This is a genomic window from Streptomyces sp. CNT372 (assembly GCF_000377145.1).
In genome coordinates this window covers 25563-42487 of record NZ_KB897782.1, presented here as the reverse complement: position 1 = coordinate 42487, position 16925 = coordinate 25563, and the positions used below count along the sequence as shown (strand labels likewise).

Annotated in this window: 17 protein-coding genes, 3 pseudogenes and 1 CRISPR repeat array; of the genes and pseudogenes, 12 read left to right on the top strand and 8 right to left on the bottom strand. The window is 73.1% G+C overall.

Annotated features, from left to right (window positions below):
* Positions 1-484 precede the first annotated feature (484 nt).
* Positions 485-880: a CRISPR direct-repeat array (repeat unit 29 nt; unit sequence CGGAACACCCCCGCCTGCGCGGGGACCAC).
* Between the two features lie 350 nt (positions 881-1230).
* Positions 1231-1400 (top strand): annotated as a pseudogene (locus C593_RS31770) (transposase); the annotation flags it as partial.
* On the opposite strand, the gene C593_RS0115295 reads toward C593_RS31770, so the two are convergent.
* The 5 genes from C593_RS0115295 to C593_RS0115275 form a co-directional block, all read right to left on the bottom strand.
* Positions 1378-1950, bottom strand: coding sequence for a GNAT family N-acetyltransferase (locus C593_RS0115295; protein WP_018848175.1), 573 nt, complete (start codon positions 1948-1950; stop codon positions 1378-1380). The pseudogene C593_RS31770 and the gene C593_RS0115295 overlap by 23 nt on opposite strands.
* Positions 1951-2119: 169 nt before the next feature.
* A complete protein-coding gene (locus C593_RS0115290; protein WP_018848174.1) occupies positions 2120-3214 on the bottom strand; it encodes a winged helix DNA-binding domain-containing protein in 1095 nt (364 codons plus the stop codon).
* Positions 3215-3397: 183 nt separating this feature from the next.
* Positions 3398-3985 (bottom strand): DinB family protein, encoded by a 588-nt coding sequence (locus tag C593_RS0115285; RefSeq protein WP_018848173.1) that lies wholly within the window; start codon positions 3983-3985, stop codon positions 3398-3400.
* 469 nt (positions 3986-4454) lie between these two features.
* A complete protein-coding gene (locus C593_RS0115280) occupies positions 4455-4970 on the bottom strand; it encodes a hypothetical protein (RefSeq protein ID WP_018848172.1) in 516 nt (171 codons plus the stop codon).
* Between the two features lie 260 nt (positions 4971-5230).
* Positions 5231-6115, bottom strand: a complete 885-nt coding sequence (locus tag C593_RS0115275; protein WP_018848171.1) for an alpha/beta fold hydrolase — start codon at positions 6113-6115, stop codon at positions 5231-5233.
* Between the two features lie 168 nt (positions 6116-6283).
* Between C593_RS0115275 and C593_RS33345 the strand changes: the two genes are divergently transcribed.
* From C593_RS33345 to C593_RS0115260, 3 genes are read left to right on the top strand one after another with little or no spacing between them, the layout of a single operon-like run.
* A complete protein-coding gene (locus tag C593_RS33345; RefSeq protein WP_018848170.1) occupies positions 6284-6457 on the top strand; it encodes a hypothetical protein in 174 nt (57 codons plus the stop codon).
* A 29-nt stretch (positions 6458-6486) separates the two neighbouring features.
* Positions 6487-6903, top strand: a complete 417-nt coding sequence (locus C593_RS33035) for a hypothetical protein (RefSeq protein WP_026277715.1) — start codon at positions 6487-6489, stop codon at positions 6901-6903.
* Positions 6900-7556, top strand: coding sequence for an HAD family hydrolase (locus C593_RS0115260; RefSeq protein WP_018848169.1), 657 nt, complete (start codon positions 6900-6902; stop codon positions 7554-7556). The genes C593_RS33035 and C593_RS0115260 overlap by 4 nt, the downstream gene beginning before the upstream one ends.
* 105 nt (positions 7557-7661) lie before the next feature.
* Here the strand turns inward: C593_RS0115260 and C593_RS29785 are convergent, their stop codons facing one another.
* Complete coding sequence (locus tag C593_RS29785; protein WP_018848168.1) at positions 7662-8090, bottom strand: hypothetical protein; 429 nt, start codon at positions 8088-8090, stop codon at positions 7662-7664.
* Between the two features lie 216 nt (positions 8091-8306).
* Here C593_RS29785 and C593_RS0115250 point away from each other — a divergent pair, with 216 nt between their 5' ends.
* Positions 8307-9272, top strand: coding sequence for a hypothetical protein (locus C593_RS0115250; protein WP_158686850.1), 966 nt, complete (start codon positions 8307-8309; stop codon positions 9270-9272).
* Between the two features lie 80 nt (positions 9273-9352).
* Here the strand turns inward: C593_RS0115250 and C593_RS0115245 are convergent, their stop codons facing one another.
* Entirely contained in the window at positions 9353-10852 is a 1500-nt protein-coding gene (locus C593_RS0115245; protein WP_018848166.1) for a cellulose binding domain-containing protein, read from the bottom strand.
* A gap of 236 nt (positions 10853-11088) precedes the next feature.
* Here C593_RS0115245 and C593_RS0115240 point away from each other — a divergent pair, with 236 nt between their 5' ends.
* Positions 11089-11979, top strand: coding sequence for a GntR family transcriptional regulator (locus C593_RS0115240; RefSeq protein ID WP_018848165.1), 891 nt, complete (start codon positions 11089-11091; stop codon positions 11977-11979).
* 73 nt (positions 11980-12052) lie between these two features.
* A complete protein-coding gene (locus C593_RS0115235) occupies positions 12053-12682 on the top strand; it encodes a TMEM175 family protein (RefSeq protein ID WP_037745954.1) in 630 nt (209 codons plus the stop codon).
* Between the two features lie 334 nt (positions 12683-13016).
* Here the strand turns inward: C593_RS0115235 and C593_RS31765 are convergent, their stop codons facing one another.
* A complete protein-coding gene (locus tag C593_RS31765) occupies positions 13017-14210 on the bottom strand; it encodes a helix-turn-helix transcriptional regulator (RefSeq protein WP_486591138.1) in 1194 nt (397 codons plus the stop codon).
* Between the two features lie 153 nt (positions 14211-14363).
* Between C593_RS31765 and C593_RS0115230 the strand changes: the two genes are divergently transcribed.
* From C593_RS0115230 to C593_RS33785, 5 genes and pseudogenes are all read left to right on the top strand, one after another.
* Positions 14364-14633 (top strand): hypothetical protein, encoded by a 270-nt coding sequence (locus tag C593_RS0115230; RefSeq protein ID WP_018848163.1) that lies wholly within the window; start codon positions 14364-14366, stop codon positions 14631-14633.
* The gene (locus C593_RS33800) at positions 14594-15067 is read left to right on the top strand and encodes a DUF7848 domain-containing protein (protein ID WP_486591137.1); all 474 of its coding nucleotides are present in this window, start codon (positions 14594-14596) and stop codon (positions 15065-15067) included. The genes C593_RS0115230 and C593_RS33800 overlap by 40 nt, the downstream gene beginning before the upstream one ends.
* A 106-nt stretch (positions 15068-15173) precedes the next feature.
* Positions 15174-15308 (top strand): hypothetical protein, encoded by a 135-nt coding sequence (locus C593_RS33795; protein ID WP_018848162.1) that lies wholly within the window; start codon positions 15174-15176, stop codon positions 15306-15308.
* A gap of 3 nt (positions 15309-15311) precedes the next feature.
* Positions 15312-15902, top strand: a pseudogene (locus C593_RS33790) (methyltransferase domain-containing protein); the annotation flags it as partial.
* Positions 15903-16575: 673 nt separating this feature from the next.
* Positions 16576-16830: pseudogene (locus C593_RS33785) on the top strand (DUF2071 domain-containing protein); the annotation flags it as partial.
* Positions 16831-16925 lie beyond the last annotated feature (95 nt).

Genomic DNA, 16925 nt, shown 5'->3' with positions numbered 1-16925 from the left:
TGGGCAGCTCGGCCGGGGCGCCTCCGTACTCGGCCAGGTCCGCGTGGTGGGGCCTGACACGGGTGATCACGGACCGGTCCGCGAGGCGTGCTGCGCCCAGGCGTTCTCGTCCGACGGGCCGTCGCGCAGCGCCCAGGCGTCGGCGCGGCGATGCCACCAGCGGGGCATGAACCGGTGGCGGGGCACGGCGGCGACGAGAGGCCGCTACCGCGACCCGGGGTCCGTCGCCTGCTCGGCGAGGGTCGTTGCGTGCTTCTCCCACTGCATCGTCAGCTCCTGGTCGTAGGCGGGTCAGGCCGGGGCCTCGGTGTTGGCGGGATCGCAGTCGCCGGAGTCGCCTGGTGGCCAGGCCGTCCTTGGTGATCGGGGTCGACCGCAGCGGGCGCAGCCGCGCGTTCGGGACTGAGCACGAGGTCGGCCAGGCGCTGCTGCCTGAGGTTACCAGTCGGTAGGAAGCGGGGGAGGGTGCGGCGGTGATGGTCCCCGGAACACCCCCGCCTGCACGGGGACCGCCGTCGAGGACGCCACCACGGAGGAGCTCCACGCGGAACACCCCCCGCCTGCGCGGGGACCACTCATGGTCGACGCGCATTCCGCGACGCTCCATCGGAACACCCCCGCCTGCGCGGGGACCACCTCCTAGGTCAGGTCTGGGCGGCCTTCTGCCGCGGAACACCCCCGCCTGCGCGGGGACCACCCGGGCAGCGGATCGGCGACCGGGCCCGGCCGCGGAACACCCCCGCCTGCGCGGGGACCACCGATCCGGCGCACTATGCCCTGTTCCGTACGGCGGAACACCCCCGCCTGCGCGGGGACCACGAGTAGTTGATGACATCGGGGCCGATCGCGGACGGAACACCCCCGCCTGCGCGGGGACCACACTTGCTGAGCTGCTTCTTCAGGAGGACTTTGCGCTTTCTTTGCCTTGCTTGGGCGCTGCTCCATGAGGTTCATCCTCGCAGAGCGGCCGCGGCGCGGCGGCTGGTCCGTCGAAGACGCCGGGCTGATGCCGGATGGTTCGCCGTCGGCGCGTTCGTTGGGCACCGGGGGCCGAGCTGCCGTGGGCCTCGTGTGCCCGATGCCCCGTCTGAAGTGCTCGTCCGCTCGGCAGGGACGCATGCACCCCGCCACTGCCGCGGAGTCCGCCCGGTGCTCCATGCGCCCCCGGCCGGGACGCCCGCGGTTGGATGCCCCGTGCCCCTCCACCTCCGGCCCCCGTTAGGTTTCCAGGTCCTGACGTCGCTGCCCGGCGTCGGCGTCAGGACCGCCGCAGTTCTCCTGGTTGCCGTTGGAGACGGCACCAGCTTCCCCCACCGCCGCCAACTTCGCCTCCTACGCCGGCCCGCGCCCCCGAACGCCGGACGAGTGGCCCGGCGCTCAGCGGGCCGGAGTCGGCACGGCCGACGGTCGCCATTCCCGCCTGAGCAGACCGAACACCCACGAGTCGGAGACCTCGCCGTTCACGACGCAGTCTTCCCGCAGCGTCCCTTCGCGCATGAATCCGACCTTTTCCAGTACCCGGGCGGAAGCCTCGTTACGTGTATCCGCCTCGGCCTGGACCCGGTTCAGGGCCAGTGTGTCGAATGCCCATCGCAGCAAGGCGTGCGTGGCTTCGGTCGCGTAGCCCTGGCCCCACATCGCGTCGTCGAGGCAGTAGCCCAGCGACGCACTGCGGTAGTCCGGGTTCCAGCCGGTGAGCCCGCACCAGCCGACGAAGGCCCCGTCAGAAGCACGGTCGATGGCCACCCGTGCCCCGGTGCCTTCGTCCGCGATCTTCCGGCACACCGCGATGAACCGGTCGGCGCGGGCCTGTTCGGTCCACGGCGGGGAGTCCCAGTAACGCATCACACGGGTGCGGCTGTGCAGCGCGAAGAGGTGGTGCGCATCGGCGTCGGTGAAGGGCCGCAGTCGCAGGCGGGCGGTGTGCAGCACGGGGGTGGCCAGAGTCATGCGCACCATCCTGTGGCCCAAGGGGCGGGCAGAACACCGAATATCCGATCCCGCTCCCGCAGCCCCCGGGACCGGGCCTGGGGGACGCCAACCGGATCAGGGAGGCCACGGACGTCCTCCGCGACGCGGTATCCGCATACCGGCACTGACTCCCCCGGCCCGGGCCGCCTCACTCCACCCGCACCTGCTCGCTCTCCCCCTCCGAGAGGAAGGACGCCAGCGCGCGTCCCTCCTCGGCGACCGCGTCGCGGGCGGTGGGGGTGAGGCGGTGGAGCGGGGTGACCGTGACCGTGTCCTCGCGGACGGTCCAGGTCGCGGCGACGCGGCCGTCGACCAGGACGACGCGTTCCCCGGCGACGGAGAGGCCCCGGTGCTCGTCGTCGATGATCCGGCCGCGGTCGTGGTAGCCGAGGATCGCGTTGTCGAAGGCGGGCAGGAAGCGCACCGGGGCCGGGGTGCCGGGGTCCGGGCGGGGCGCGTCCGGGAGGTCGAGCAGCTCCCGGCCGCGCTCGTCCCGGAAGGTGACCAGCTCCTCGCGGACCGCCGCCACCGCGGCGGGCAGCCCCGAGAGCCCGCACCAGGCGCGCAGGTCCGCCGAGGCGGCGGGACCGTACGCGGCCAGATAGCGCCGGACCAGGTCCTGGCCCACGGGATCGGACGGATCGTCCGGGGCCGGGGCCGCGTCGCGGCCCAGCCAGGAGGACAGGGCGGTGTGCCGCGCCCCGGCCGCCCTGGCGCGCCACACCCCGCGCGGCGGGCACTGCACCATCGGGAGGACGGCGAGCAGCATCTCGCCCAGCGGCCGGGGGCCCGCGTCCGGCCAGCGCCCGGCGAGGGCCCTGCCCAGTTCGCCGACCGGGCGCGGCTCGCCGTCCGCCGTCAGTTCCCGCCCCGCCGCGGCGAGTTCGGCGGGATCGACGCCGGCGAGCCGGTCGCGGTAGACCCCGACGACGCGCTGGAGGAGCATCGCGTCGTGCCGGGTCCGCCAGGCGAGGGTGTCCTCGGCGGTGAGGAGGTGGACGGTGCGGCGCATCAGATGGGTGCGCACCACGCGCCGCCCGGTCAGCAGCTCCGACAGGGACGCCGGGTCGAAGTCGCGCAGCCGGGACCACAGCCCGGTGAACGGCTCCTGCGGTTCCTGTGCCTGGAGTCCGCACAGGTGGCGGACGGCGTCCAGCACGGGGAGTCCGGCGCGGTCGAGCAGCAACTGCCGGGCGAGCGCGGCGCGGTTGAGCGCCCGCCGGTCGAGGACGGCGACGGTCACGGGCCCACGTCCCGGTGGCCGGGCGGCCGGTGGTGCGGGTGCATGGCGGTGGGCGTTCCTTCCGTCGGGCGGTGGTTCACCGTGGGTCACGGTGGTCCGCGGTGTCGCGGTCGTCATCAGTGCTTCGGGCGGCGGGGCGGGCGGTGCGGCAGTGGTCCTGCGGGTGTCGCGGCACGGGCGCGCTCAGGTGGACGTCTGCCCGTCGAGCGTCTCGCGCACGATGTCCGCGTGCCCGGCGTGCTGGGCGGTCTCCGTGATGATGTGCAGCAGCACGCCCCGGACGCTGCGCACCTCACCGGGCTTCTGCCAGGGCGCCTCCGGCAGCGGATGGGTTGCCGACAGGTCCGGTGCCGAGGCCACCAGCTCCGCCGTCCGGGCCGCGACCTCCTCGTAGCGTTCCAGCAGCCCCGCCAGCGTCTCGCCGGGCTCCATGCGGAAGCCGGCCTCGTGCTCGATCGCCCACTGGGGGACCTCCCGCGCGGTGCCGGCCGCGAGGTTCTCCCAGGTGACGCCCTCCGGGAGGTCGAAGCGCAGCACCTCGGAGCCCTCCACGGCGAAGCGCGTCCAGCGCTCCTCCATCGCCGTGACGTGCTTGACCAGGCCGCCGAGACAGAGGGTGCCGGCCGTGGGGGACCGGCGGGCCTGCTCGTCGTCCAGCCCGCGCACGGTGGTGAGCAGGGCCGCCCGCGCGGTGGCGAGCGCGCCGAGCAGGTCGGCGCGCTCCCCGTCCAGGGCGGTGGTGGCCGGGGAAGTGGGCGTGGATGCGGACATGGTGATCGGATCCTTCCGGGGCGTCCTCGTCGTGCCCTGGTGCGGCACTGGACCCACCGTGACAGCCATCGAGGACAGGTACTGTCCGCTGTCCGGCGTGTCTCGGAAGCCGCCCCAGGGCCCGTGCGCCACGCCCCGGCGCGACCGGCGCCGCTCCGCCTCGGCGGAGCCACGGCACCGGTCCGGCACGGCACCGGTCCGGCACGGCACCGGTCCGGCACGTGCCCGGCCGGGCTTGCTCCGGTCAGGGACCGCGGGCCCGGCCGTCAGTCGCGCGTGAGCGCTCACGCCGGGCGTACCCCCTGGCGCGGCTCGGACCCGCGACGGACCCGGCCGGTCCTTTGTGGGCCCCGGCCACCCGCCCGCGCGCCGCGAATCGTCGCGCAGGTACGGCCGCTTCCGCCCGGCGGCCCACGGTCCCGGTCCGCCCCGGCGCGGTCCGCCCCGGGGCCCGGCCACGCCCGCCCCGTCAGCCGGGGCGCCGCGACCCGGTCGGCGTGCCGCCGACCGCCAGGGCGAGCGTGCGGACCGCCGCGCGGGCGCGGTCGGGGTCGCGGCCGTCGTCGATTGCTTCCAGGGCCGCCGCCGCGGCCGTGCGGACGGGGTGCGGGAGGCCCTCGTCGGCGCAGATGCGGTAGGCGATCATCCGGCGGGCCGTGCGCTCCGCAGGGGTGACGCCGTCCGGGCCGGTGAGGGGGAAGGCGGCGGACTCGTACGCGGTGACGCCGCGCAGGGCCGCCGCCGACAGGCCCTCGCCGTAGCCGTGCTCGGACGCCTGTGCCGCCGCGCTCTCCAGACCGGTGAAGACGCGGCGGCGGATGACGAGCGTCCCGCACCAGGCGGCCGCGCCGGTGAACGGGCCCGAGAGGAGCGCGGGTACCGGGCCGCCGAGTGCGAACGCGCCGCCCGCGGCGACGAGGGCGGCGGTGAGCGACAGCACGGCGGCGATCAGCGCGTACACGCGGGTCACGGCACGGGTGTCCATGGCCGGTCAGTATGCCGAGTGCGACTCCCCGCCCCGCGCCCGCCCCCCGTGGAGGCTTCTGGTGGCCGCCGGCTCGGGACCGGCAGCCACCGCCACGGAGCCCGGACGCCCCTGGCAGGGACGTTCCGGCACCGGGCGCATGCCCCCGCCCCGGGGCCTCATGCTGCTCCGCGCGGGTGAAACCCCGCCCGCCGGGGAGGCGGCGGCCGGTCGGACGCCCTGCGGGGCCGCCACCCCCGCAGCCGGCCCCCGCCCGGGGTCTAGGCCGTCCCCGTGAGGACCTCCCGCAGGGTCTCCGCGAACTGCGCCGGCGCGCCCTGCCGGCCGTACTCGCCGCCGAGGAAGCCCGCGTGGTGGCTCGGGAACACCGTCAGCGGCGTGCCCAGCAGCCGGGCGACCTCCGCCGCCGCCCGGGCCGGGAACTCGCCCTCCGACTCCTCGCCGGCCGCGACGACGATCCGGGTCGGGGCCGATCGCAGCGCCTCCGTGTCGGGCCGGAAGCCCGTGCAGCCGAGCATGTTCTGGCCCAGCAGGGGATCGTCGCGGGAGCCGTCGTCCTCGGCCGGCAGGCCGAACGCGGCCGGGTCGGGCGCCGGCTCGTTCCGCCAGTCGTCCGGGAAGGGGCCCTGCCGGCCGGCCGCCGCGATGAACTTCGCCATCGCAGGACCCGTCCCCTGCCGCAGATAGGTCGTGTGGATGTCCTCGCACACCCCGAGCACCGCCTCGCGGTCGGGCAGCACCTGGGCCGTCGGCGGCTCGTGCGCGACGAGGGTGGCCACCAGCTCCCCGTGCCGTGCGACCAGGGCCAGCGCGTTCACCGCGCCGCCGCTGCTCGCGAACAGGTCGACCGGCCCGGCGCCGACCGCTTCGATCACCCGGCGCAGATCGTCGGCGTGCTCCTCCGGGGTGGTCTGCGTGGCGCCGTCGGTGCGCTCACTCCGCCCCGAGCCCCGGGGGTCGTAGGTGACGACCGTCCGGTCCGGGAAGTGCGAGGCGAGGGTGACGAACCCGGCCGCGTCCATCGGGGAGCCGACCAGCATCAGCGGCCGCCCGCCGCTGTCACCGCCCCCGGGCCGCCGTAGGTCGTAGTGCAGCGTCGCACCCGGTGCCTCCAGGGCGCGCGTGTCGGTGCCGGTCTCGGGCATGTCCGTCTCCTCACAGGGGTGAACCACTACGCGTACTGACCGCCGCGGGCCCCGAAACTCATCGGTCCGCGGCCCCGAAGGCGCTCGCACGTGTCTGCGCACGGGATCCGGGGGCACACGAGCGGTTGCACCGAGACCGTCCCCCTTCCGGAAACAGGGAGTTGTTCCATGCTGGGCATAGCCGCCGCCGTACTCTTCTTCATCGCCTTCCTGATCAACGCCGCCGACATCGGCACCAACGACGTCTTCTCCTCGACCAATGTGATGCTCCTCGGTCTGATGCTCCTCGCCCTGCACGTCGCCGGGGTCGGCAACTCCCTGCGCGCCGGCCGCCGCCGCTGAAGCCCGCGTGAGGGGGTAGACGCGTCCGCATGGGACGAACCCGTGTCTCCCCGGCCCCCGGCGCCCACCGAGACGCCGGGGCCGAGGCGTGGACGGCCTGGGTCTACGCCGGACTGGCGCTCCTCGCGGCGGCGCAGCTGCTGGCCGGGCCGTGGGGCGCGGACGTCGGCCGCTCGGCCCTGCTGCCGACCCTGGTCGGCCTGGTCTGCTTCCCGCTGCTCGCCCTCCGGGCCTTCCGCAGGTCCCGCGAGGGTGAGCACGGCCGTGAGCGGGACCGAACGGGTGACCGCGGCCGCGAACGTGACCGCGGCCGTGAGCGGGACCGGGCGGGTGACCGCGGCCGGGACCGGGCGCGCGGGAGCCGCCCGTGCCGCACCCTGGAAGGTGGGCCCGGATCCCGGGGCGGCCCCGCGCCCCGGGCCGATGAACCAGGAGGCGGTCCATGACCCGTGCGGCGCTGTTCGACGTGGACGGCACCCTCGCCGACACCAACCATCTGCATGTCGTCGCCTGGTGGGAGGCGTTCCGCCAGGCCGGGCACCGGATCCCCATGCACGCCGTGCACCGGGCGGTCGGCCTCGGCTCCACGGATCTCGTCGCCCATCTGCTGGGCGAGGACCGGGACACGGACCAGGACGCGGTGATCGCCGCCGCCCACAAGACCGTCTACGGGCAGTGGCTCGACCGGCTGCCCGCCCTCGCCTCCGCCGGACAGCTCCTGCGCACCCTCGCCGCCCGGGACTGGCGGGTGGTCCTGGTGACCTCGGCGAGCGGGCCCGAGCTGGACGCGCTGCGCCGGGCCCTCGACGCGGACGACGCCGTGCACGGGACGACCAGCTCCGACGACGTCTCCGCCGGGAAGCCCGCGCCGGAACCCGTGCTCCAGGGCCTGGAACTGGCCGGGGCCGAACCGCGCTCGGCCGTGTTCGTCGGCGACACCGTCTGGGACATGCGGGCCGCCGCCCGGGCGGGCGTGCCCGCCGTGGGGCTGCTGTGCGGGGGCATCCCGCGCGCCGACCTGGAGCGGGCGGGCGCCCGCGCGGTCTACGCCGACCCGGACCACCTGCTCAGCGGCCTCGACACCAGCCCGCTCGGCTGAATCCGGCGGCGCCGAGTCCGCGACCCTGCCGAGCCCGCGACCCTGCCGAGCCCGCGACCCTGCCGAGCCCGGCGACCTTGCGGGACCCGCGGCCGGGACCGCCCGTCAGGGGCACGCCCCCGGTGCCGCCGGTGCCCCCGGCCCCGCCGGTCCCGCCGCGTCCAGTGCCTCGCCGAGCGACCCCGTCACCCGCACCCCGGTCCCGGCCGCCGCGCCCTCCAGCAGGGACCGCAGGGCGGTCGGCGCGCCGGCCGCGTACACCGCCGTCTGGGACTCGAACTCCCCGAGCAGGGCCAGGAGTTCGGGGTGGTCCGCGGAGTGGGTGGCGGAGAGGTCGAGGACGAGGGAGCGACGGTTTTCCGCCAGGCACTCCTGGAGGGCGTGACGCAGCGGCGGCAACTGCGGGCAGCCGAGCGGTCCGCCGACCGTGACGACCCATGCGCCGTTGCGCAGACGCCGGTTGAGGACCGGCTGCCCGGCGTCGGAAGGGGACGGCGTCGGGGTCGGTGAGGCGGTGATGAGTGAATCGGCCATGGCCCACACCTATCAGGTCACCGGCCGAAACCCGGGCGTCCGGGGCTGCGCGCCGTCACGCGCCGTGCACGCCCCCGGGCCCACGGGTGCGGATGCTGCTCACCGACGGCTGGTGGGCCGACGGCCGGACGCTGTTCGTCAACGGCGGTTGCACCGCCCGCTGACCGCACGGACCGGGCAGCGGGCGGCGGGGCCCCTCCGTGTAGCGTGGCGATCATGACCATGCCGCCTCCGCAGTCCCCGTACGCCGGGCCGCCCCAGCAGCCCCCGACCGGGCAGCCGGGGCAGCAGGCGCCCCAACCCCCGTACGGCCAGGGCCCGTACGGCCAACCGGCGCCCGGCCGACCCCCGTACGCGGGCGGGCCCCACGGGGGCGGGCCGTATGCGGGAGGCCCCTACGCGGGCGCCCCCCACCCCACCGCGACGGGGCCCTACCCCGGCGCGCCCGGGCCCGGGCAGCAGCCGCCCGCCCACGGGTACGTCCCGTACCCGACCGGTCCGGGCGGGCCGCCCAAGCCCCCGCGGAGCGTCGGGGTCTGGCCGGTCCTCGGCTGTGTCGCCGCCGGGGCCGGGCTGCTCGCGGGGCTCGTCTGGTACGGCAACCCCCCGAGCGACAGCTCGCTCAAGGGCGGCCCGGCCGGGGGCTCCGCCGCGTTCCCCGCCGCCGAGTACCGCCTGCGGGCGGCGCCCACCCTTCTCGACGGCGACTACCGCCTGGCGGACGACCAGTCGCGGAAGCGGCAGGCCGAACTCACCGGCAACGTCAGCGAGTCCAACATCCGCGACCCGCGCGCCACCGTCGCCCAGTACACCTCGGCCTCGGAGGCCGGGGTGCTCGTCGTCTCGGGACTCTCCGGCCGGATCAAGAACCCCGATCAGGCACGGGAAAGCATCCTGAACGGGGCGGCCGAGGCCGACGGCGCCGTGCTGTCCGTCCCGGCCAGGGACTTCACCCCCGCCGGCAGCGAGGTGACGGTCGCCTGCCAGGTGATCACCGCCGAGCAGACCGACGGAACCAGCACGCCGCTGCCCATGTGCGCGTGGGCCGACGACAACACCAATGCCTCCGTCGCCCTGGTGACCGCGGACTCGGCGACCAAGGAGGCGTCGGAGATCGACCTCGCGGCGGTCGCCGAGGTCACCGTCCGGGTCCGCACGGAACTGCGCGAACCCATCGGCTGAGCCGGGCGGTCCGCGCCGAGGGCCCCGCCGCCGTCGGCCGACGGCGGCAGGGCCATTCGGTGACCGGTCGGGGGCGCGGCTCAGGAGGCCGGCACCTCGTCCGTGAACGAGGTGCCGGCGGCGCGGTACGCGGCGACCCTGGCCGCGACCTGAGCCGGGGTCAGCACCTGGTCCTTCACATGCAGGACGTAGTCCACCTTCTGGTCGTAGGTGCGCGGGGTGGTGGACGTCTGGCCCTGGAGGTCGATCAGCCACTGGTTGAAGTTGATCGACATGGGCCGCTCCGGCAGGTACCGGGCGTCATGGGTGCCGAAGTGCTGCCCGTCCACGTAGTACGTGATGGCGCTGTCGTCGATGGTGACGACCAGATCGTGCCAGCCGGCGTAGCTCGCCCGGACTTCGGAGTGCTGGTTGACCGCCTGCCACGGGTCGGGATTGTAGGTCTCCCAGGAGGTCGTGTAGAGGATGTTCGCGGGCTCGCCCCAGCCGCCGTTGGGCAGGTACTCGAAGTCGTACTCGGCGTAGTCGTCCGCCATCGGTGCCGTCAGGTCGTTGATGGTGAAGAAGGTCTGCACGATGCGGTCCCCGTCCGGGCCGCTGTTCGGCGCGTCGGAGAAGCGGACCCGGGCCGCGTAGGTGCCGTTCCTGAACTTCATGTCCTTGGTGAGAATCTCGGTCTGGCGCGTCGACTCCGGTGTGCCGGCCGAGGAGGTGGCCAGGTTCATGATGCTGGTGCCGCCCTCGTTCGCGAAGGTGACGTTCTCCGGGGCCCAGGTGGCGCCGGGCACCCCCGGTCCGCCCGCGTTGGCGCGTACGTTCCAGCCGTGGGCGGACAGGGCCGGGTCCGTGTGCGAGGTGTAGGCGAAGTCGTCGAACAGTGCCTGGCCGCCGCCCGGCGGGTCGGTCGGGTCCGGGGGATCGGTCGGGTCCGGGGGATCGGTCGGGTCGGTGGGGTCGTTGCCCTCGGGGGCCGTGCCCCAGACCGTCGTCCCCGAGAGCTGCGCGGTGACCTTGTTCCAGTCGGCGTAGGAGGTCTGCGCCGCGCCGAAGGAGAAGTCGTCGCTCTGGCGCAGGGTCCCCCAGTCGGCGCGGTGGAAGCGCAGTTGCATGTCCCCGGTGTCGGCGCCGGGCGCCAGTGTCCCGGCGGCCGGAGTGAAGCCGATCTCCAGGTAGCGGTCGGCCGTCGGGGTCGGGTGGGCCAGGGTCCCGAAGGTACCGGTGACCACGGAGCAGCCCTTCACCGCCCAGGAACAGGCGAAGCGGTAGGCGGCGGCGGGGGAGTCGGCCGTGAAGTAGTAACGGATCTTCACCTGGCTGAGCTGCACGGGTGAGGAGCCGGTGTTGCGGACCTTGAGCCACGGTTCGCTCTGGTCGGCGGTGGCCCCGCCCGCACCGGTGCGGTACTGGACGGCCACGCCGTCGGCGGCCGCGGCGGCCGGGGAGGCGGGGAGGGTGGCGAGGACGGTGCTGCCGAGCAGGGCGGCGACGGCGAGCGCGGCACGGGTGCGGCGGCGGCCGGTTCCCGCGGTGCCGTGGGCACGCGTGCCGGGGAGACGGGTGCCGGGGGGAGGAGCGCTCATCTCGTTCCTTTCGGAGGGGATCCGGTGAGGGGGCGAACGGTGAGGATCTGACCAGTTCGGCTTACCAGTGCTTGACCAGTCGATGCCGCATGAAGGTGGCATAGACCAATGAGGCCGTCAACCCCGCGCGCGGCAAGGGAAGTTGTGTGCCCATAACGCCCGTACGGGTGGATCTTGCGGAGACCTCGGGGCTACCATCGACCTGACCAGTGGACGAAGCCCCGCAGGGAGCCCGCATGGAGATCGACGCCGCCGCGTCCGGCGCGGTGCTCAAACGCGAACGCGTCCGCGACGCGGTCCTCGAACTCATCGAGGAACGCCGCCCCGGGGACGCCATCCCCTCCGAGCGCGTCCTCTGCGCCCGGCTCGGGGTGTCCCGGCCGACCCTGCGAGCCGCGGTCGACGAACTCGTGGTCGCCGGGCTGCTGGTGCGCGAGCACGGCCGGGGCATGTTCGTCGCCGCCGAGAAGATCACCCAGGAACTCGTCTCCGACCCGCAGGGATTCGTCCTGCCGCAGGCCGCGGGTGTCTGGACGAGCCGGCTGCTGGAGTTCAGCACCCTGCCCGCCGGCGCGCGGGTCGGGCGCCGGCTGCGGATCTCACCGGCCGCGGAGATCCGCTACGTCGCCCGGCTGCGCCTGGTCGACGGCGCACCCGTCGCCATCGAGTACCTGCACATCCGCGCCGACCTCGGACTGACCCGGGCCGAACTGGAGACCGGCGACCTCTACCAGCACCTGCGCGAACACCACGGCGTCGAGGTCAGCGAGGCCGTCCAGTCCATCGAACCCACCGTGACGACCCGCGCCGAGGCCGGACTGCTCGACGTGCCGGAACTGTCGCCCGCCCTGCTCTTCGAACGCCTCACCTCCGACACGGCGGGCCGCCCGGTGGAGTACGTGCACTCCCTCTACCGCGGCGACCGCTACCGGATCGTCTCCCGGCTCTTTCTCGGTCCACCTCCCGGGCAGCCGCCCGGCGCCGCCGGCCACCACCGCCGCGGACGCCCCGCGGGCGCGACGTCGAGCCGTCCCCCCGGTCACCATCCGGGCATCCCGCCGGGGGATTTCACCCTCGGCGACCCGGTGCCGTACTCCACCCGCGGAGTGGTGCAGGACCGGCCCTGACACGTCCCGCCCGCCCCGGCGGCATGCCCGCTGTCGGAGCAATCCGGGGCCGCCGCGCGGCCGGCCGCCCAGGGTGGTCCGGGTGAGCACCGGAAACCCCTCAGCGGCGAGCCCCGACCGGCTGATCGCCCTGTCCGACGGCATTTTCGCGATCGCCATGACGCTTCTCGCCCTGGACGTCCGCGTGCCGCCGGGACTGGACTCCGAACGCTTCCACGAGGCGCTGCGCGAGTCCGTGCCCGATCTCGCCGCCTACGCGCTCAGCTTCCTCATCCTCGCCGTCTTCTGGCGCGACCAACGCCAGATCCTGGTGATGTCCGCCAGAGTCGGCGGCATCCCGCAGCACTTGGCCCTCGCCGTCCTCGGCGTCATCGCCATCGTGCCGTTCCCCACCTCCCTCCTCGCCGAGTACGGCGCCCGCGAACCCCTCGCCGTCGCCTCCTACGCGGCCACGATCTGCCTCATCGACCTGCTCCAACTGGCCATGTTCGCCACCCTGCGGGGCCGGCACGGCGTCCGTGAGATCGGCGAATGGCGGGACACCGCCGCGGACCTGGGCGCGACCGTCCTCGTCTTCGGCGCCTCGGTGCCCATCGCCTTCTTCTTCCCGCAGGCGGCCATGTGGATCTGGCTGGCGCTGTTCCCCGCGAAGATCGTGCTGGGCAACCGGGAACGGCGGCGGGCGAACGAGGCGGAGGACTGACGCGCAGGGGGCGGGTATCCGGGGCGGCGGACGCCCGGCCGTTCCCTGGTGTGTGCTGTGGGGCGGTACCGCCCGTGTCGCTGACCGTTGGCCGCAGCCCCCCGTGCGCTGAAACAGCGGGGGTCGAAGATCCGGTTGGGTGGCGGAGAACGCTTCGCATTCGGATTCGAGCCGCAGCTGGACATAGGGGCCGGGCGGGGACCCCCTACCCGCGGTGCTGCGGCTGCGGCAGGGAGGGAAAAAGCTCCGATGGCCCATCAGGCCGTTTCAGCGGAGTCGCCTTCCGCTCGTTCGAGGACATCGAGCGGCACCGTGGGTGGCGTGCTGTTCGTGCTCACGCCTTATGCCGAGTCAGCACTGAGCTGACTTCGGGCGTGTCCGAGAACTCCTCCAATCGGTTGAGCACTACCCGCACGCGTTCCGCTGTCCGTTCGGACGCCACCGCTGAGGAGTGGTCAATAACGCGCTCGGCGGTGTGTGCTGCTTCCTCCGGTTCGTTTGCGTCGGCGAGAGCAACAGCGAGCCAGGACAGGTAGAGTGCTAGCTCTCGTGTGTATGTTGCTTCGTAGCGGCTAAGGACATCACGGAGCAATGGGACAGCTCGTAATGGCCGGTGCAGCTCCGTGTAGACACGAGATTCCATTACGCGAAGTTCTCCAACGTCCACCCAGTAGAGATAGCTTGGTGATGCATTGCCGGCGCTGTCTTCCTCCAGAGCTTCGGCAGCCTCGCCAAGTGCTCGCATGGCCAATTGTGCTTCACCGCGCTTCGTGTGTGCCCATGCCACACGATCGTGATAGAGAGCACGTGCTTTCGCAGGTGCCTTGCTCCCGGCATCGTGAACAGCAGCTTGAGCCAGCACGATACCCTCATCTTCCCGGCCGGTGTTGCTGTACTGATATGCAAGTGATCCAGCAAGGTTTCCAGCAAGCGTGTAGTCCTCTGCTTGCCTTGCCGCGCTAATCCCTATTTTGTAGATCTTTTCTGCCTCTTCGTGTTGTCCCGCGTCGGAGGCGATCCATCCAGCGATCTGCGCCAACTCGCCAATCTGAATGAGCAGTTCGCGGCCAACCTCTTGGCTGTAGCTCGCTTCCCGGTACAGCTTGACCGCGACACGGAGTTCCCGCAGTGCGGGCCGGATCAGATCACGTCCGGCGATTACGTCGTCTGCGAGCCTCAAGCCGTGTACGCGCCGGCCGAGGTCTGCCACTGTGTCAGCACCGATCCGGCGACCTGTGCGGGCGCGGAGCGGCGCCAGCGGGTTACCGGTCGGCAAGAAGTCGGCGAGTGTTGGCATCGGTGGTTCGGGAGCTTCCTGGGGCGTCTTTAGGTCTTCCACCTCCACACCAAGAGCCTGGGCCAGGAACGGCAGCCACTCACGGGGTGTCCGCTTCCCCGTTTCGTAGCGGCTGATCTCCTGCCGTCCGATCGGCTCTCCGCTGACCCCAGCCAGGCGACACACCTCGCGCGCAAGGCGCCCCTGACTCCATCCGCGATCTTCGCGTAGGCGCTTGATGCTCGCCCCCATCCCACTCATGCCCTCCGTTGTGGCCGACAGTTGGCCTACAGCGGGCCGCTATGCGACTGCGTTCCGAGACGGCAGGGTCAGGATGCCAGGAAGAACCCCCGCGACCGTCGTAGCGGCCCGGGGGCATGGACCACCTGAAGGAAGCAGGCAGCCATGGCAGAGACTACGCCCCGCATCCTCGATACGGGAACGCTGGCGGTGGACACCAAGCGGGACCGGGTGGGGGTTGTGATGGGGAAGACCGGCCCCTACGTGCAGCTTCGTCCGGAAGGCGGGGGCAAGGAGTGGGACGCGCACCCGGAAGACCTGCGGCCCGCCACGACCCGCGAGGCACTGTCGCCGAAGGTACGGGCGGCCAACGAGCGGAGCACGGGGGCGAGGCTGTGCGCCGGGCGATCATCCGGCATGAGCGGTGGACGGTAGGCCCCGACACCGAGCCGGACCGTGAACCGGACGCCTACGCGGCGGAGTGTGTCGTGTGCCTGGCGCGTTCGCCCAGGGAAGACGTTCCGGAGGACGCGCGCGACTGGGTGTTCCGGCACGCCGGGGGACAACCCCAGCCACCATACGTACCGGGCGATTGCCGTTCATCCGCTACGGGCTTGGCGGCCCGACGCCTGATCCGCCGCTCACAGCACCGCGTATACGCGTGTGCCGGTCCGCTGTTCATCCTCGCCGTCGGCTTCGGCATGGGCTTCACGCTCGCCGTTGCTGGGCGACGGCATGAACTCCCGCTTCCTGCCGGAGGTAGTCACAGCCTCGCGGCACTCCGGCGGGAGGCAGGCACCAGTACCACCCAAGGCGACCGACACGGGCGGTTCGCCCTTTCACCGGGGTGCCGCACACCCGTGCGGTGAGAGCGCCACCCGGGCGCACAACTGTATCCAGCTCCGCACCGGTTGGGCTTGCGTGGCCTGGCTCGGCGCGGTGTCCATCCGGCACCATCAACCAAGGAGGTTCAGCATGATTCAGTGGTGGGTCATGAACGCGACTGGTAACCCGCAGGATGACAGCGACAGCGGGAACAAGCACGGGGGCGGCGGGTCCGACGAAGGCGGCAACACCAACGACGGCCAGGGTCCGGCGGACGGTCGCTGACGGATGAGCGAGCAGCACGAAGCGGAGGCCGCTCGTCAGCGGTTGGCCTCCGCGCTCATCGACAAGGGCGCCCTCACCCGCGCGTGGCTTCCCTCCTACCAGGCGGTTCCCCGGCATCTGTTCGTGCCGGATGTGATCTGGCCCGGGCGCGCCGGGATGAACCGGCAGGATGACCGGGTGATCCGCGCGGAGGAACCTGCCGTGTGGTGGGAAGCGGTATACCGCGACGCGCCGCTCACGACCCAATGGGACGACGGAACGTACACCGGACCGGGTAGAGGCCGGACGCCCTCGTGCTCGAACTCCATGCCCACCATGGTGTTCTCGATGCTGGACGCGCTGAACGTGGCCGACGGCCAGCGAGTTCTGGAGATCGGGACCGGGACGGGCTGGAACGCCGCGCTACTCTGCGAACGGCTCGGCTCGGAACACGTCGTGACGGTCGAGGTGGACGAACAGCTTTCCCGCGACGCGGGGGAACGTCTGCACGCCGCGGGGTATGCCCCGGAAACCGTGGTGGCGGACGGGGCCAAGGGGTACCCGGAAGGGGCGCCCTACGATCGCTTGATCGCCACGTGCTCGATCGGCCGTGTCCCGGAATCGTGGATCGCCCAGACCAGGCCCGGCGGAATCATCGTGGCCCCGTGGGGACCGGTCTACGGCGGGGAAGGCGTCGCACGGCTCACGGTCGGCGCGGACGGAACGGCGTCCGGCCCGTTCGTCGGATCGTCCGCCTTCATGCGGCTGCGGGAACAGCGCAAGAGCCTGCCGCCCCGCAGCGCCTACACCGGTGACCGGCAATGGCCCGCAGACGGCGCGCCGAGCACGACCACGCTCTCGCCGGATGAGGTGGGCGACTGGATTCACATGTTCGCCATCGGCGTCCAAGTGCCGGATCTCTTCTGCCGGGTAGAACCGCTTGGCGCCGGTGACTACCGGCTCTGGCTGCACGACACCGGCGTGACGAGCTGGGCCGCAACGGATTATGGCAAGGGCAGCGATGCCTATCCCGTGAGGCAGTACGGTCCCCGCGACCTGTGGGACGAACTCGAAACCGCCTGGCGGTGGTGGGATCACCAGGGCCGCCCCGGCTTCGAACGCTTCGGGCTCACCGTGTCGGCCGACGCCACACACACACGGTCTGGCTCGACACCCCGGAACACCCCGTGGTCCGCACCACCTGACCGCCGACCAACCCCGCCCCGTCCGTACGCTGCTCAACTGGCGTGCGGGCGGGTTTCTGTTGTGCCCGCTGGGCTCAGAACCGGTGGTGAGAAGTGTCGGGGCCGGCTCCCACCGTGGCGCCGGAACACAGGGGAGGCACAGCACGGACTCCGACGACGGGCGGGGCCGGCGCGCAGTGGTCTTCCGGTCGCTCGACGCGGCGCGGCCGGTGCCCGTCCTCGCCGGGCGCGCCGGGTTCCGGCTGCCGTACGCCTGGTCCCGTATGTCGGTCCGCGAGGAGGGGCCCGTCGTCACCTACACCAGCGTCCGCCGCTGGCCCGGGCCGCGCGGTGCGCGCTGCCCGCTCGTCGTCCGCAAGGGGGAGACCGTGGCCGAGCCCAGCGGGCTGGAGCACTTCCGGCGCGCCCGCCCGGCCCCGGGCGGGCGGGCCGG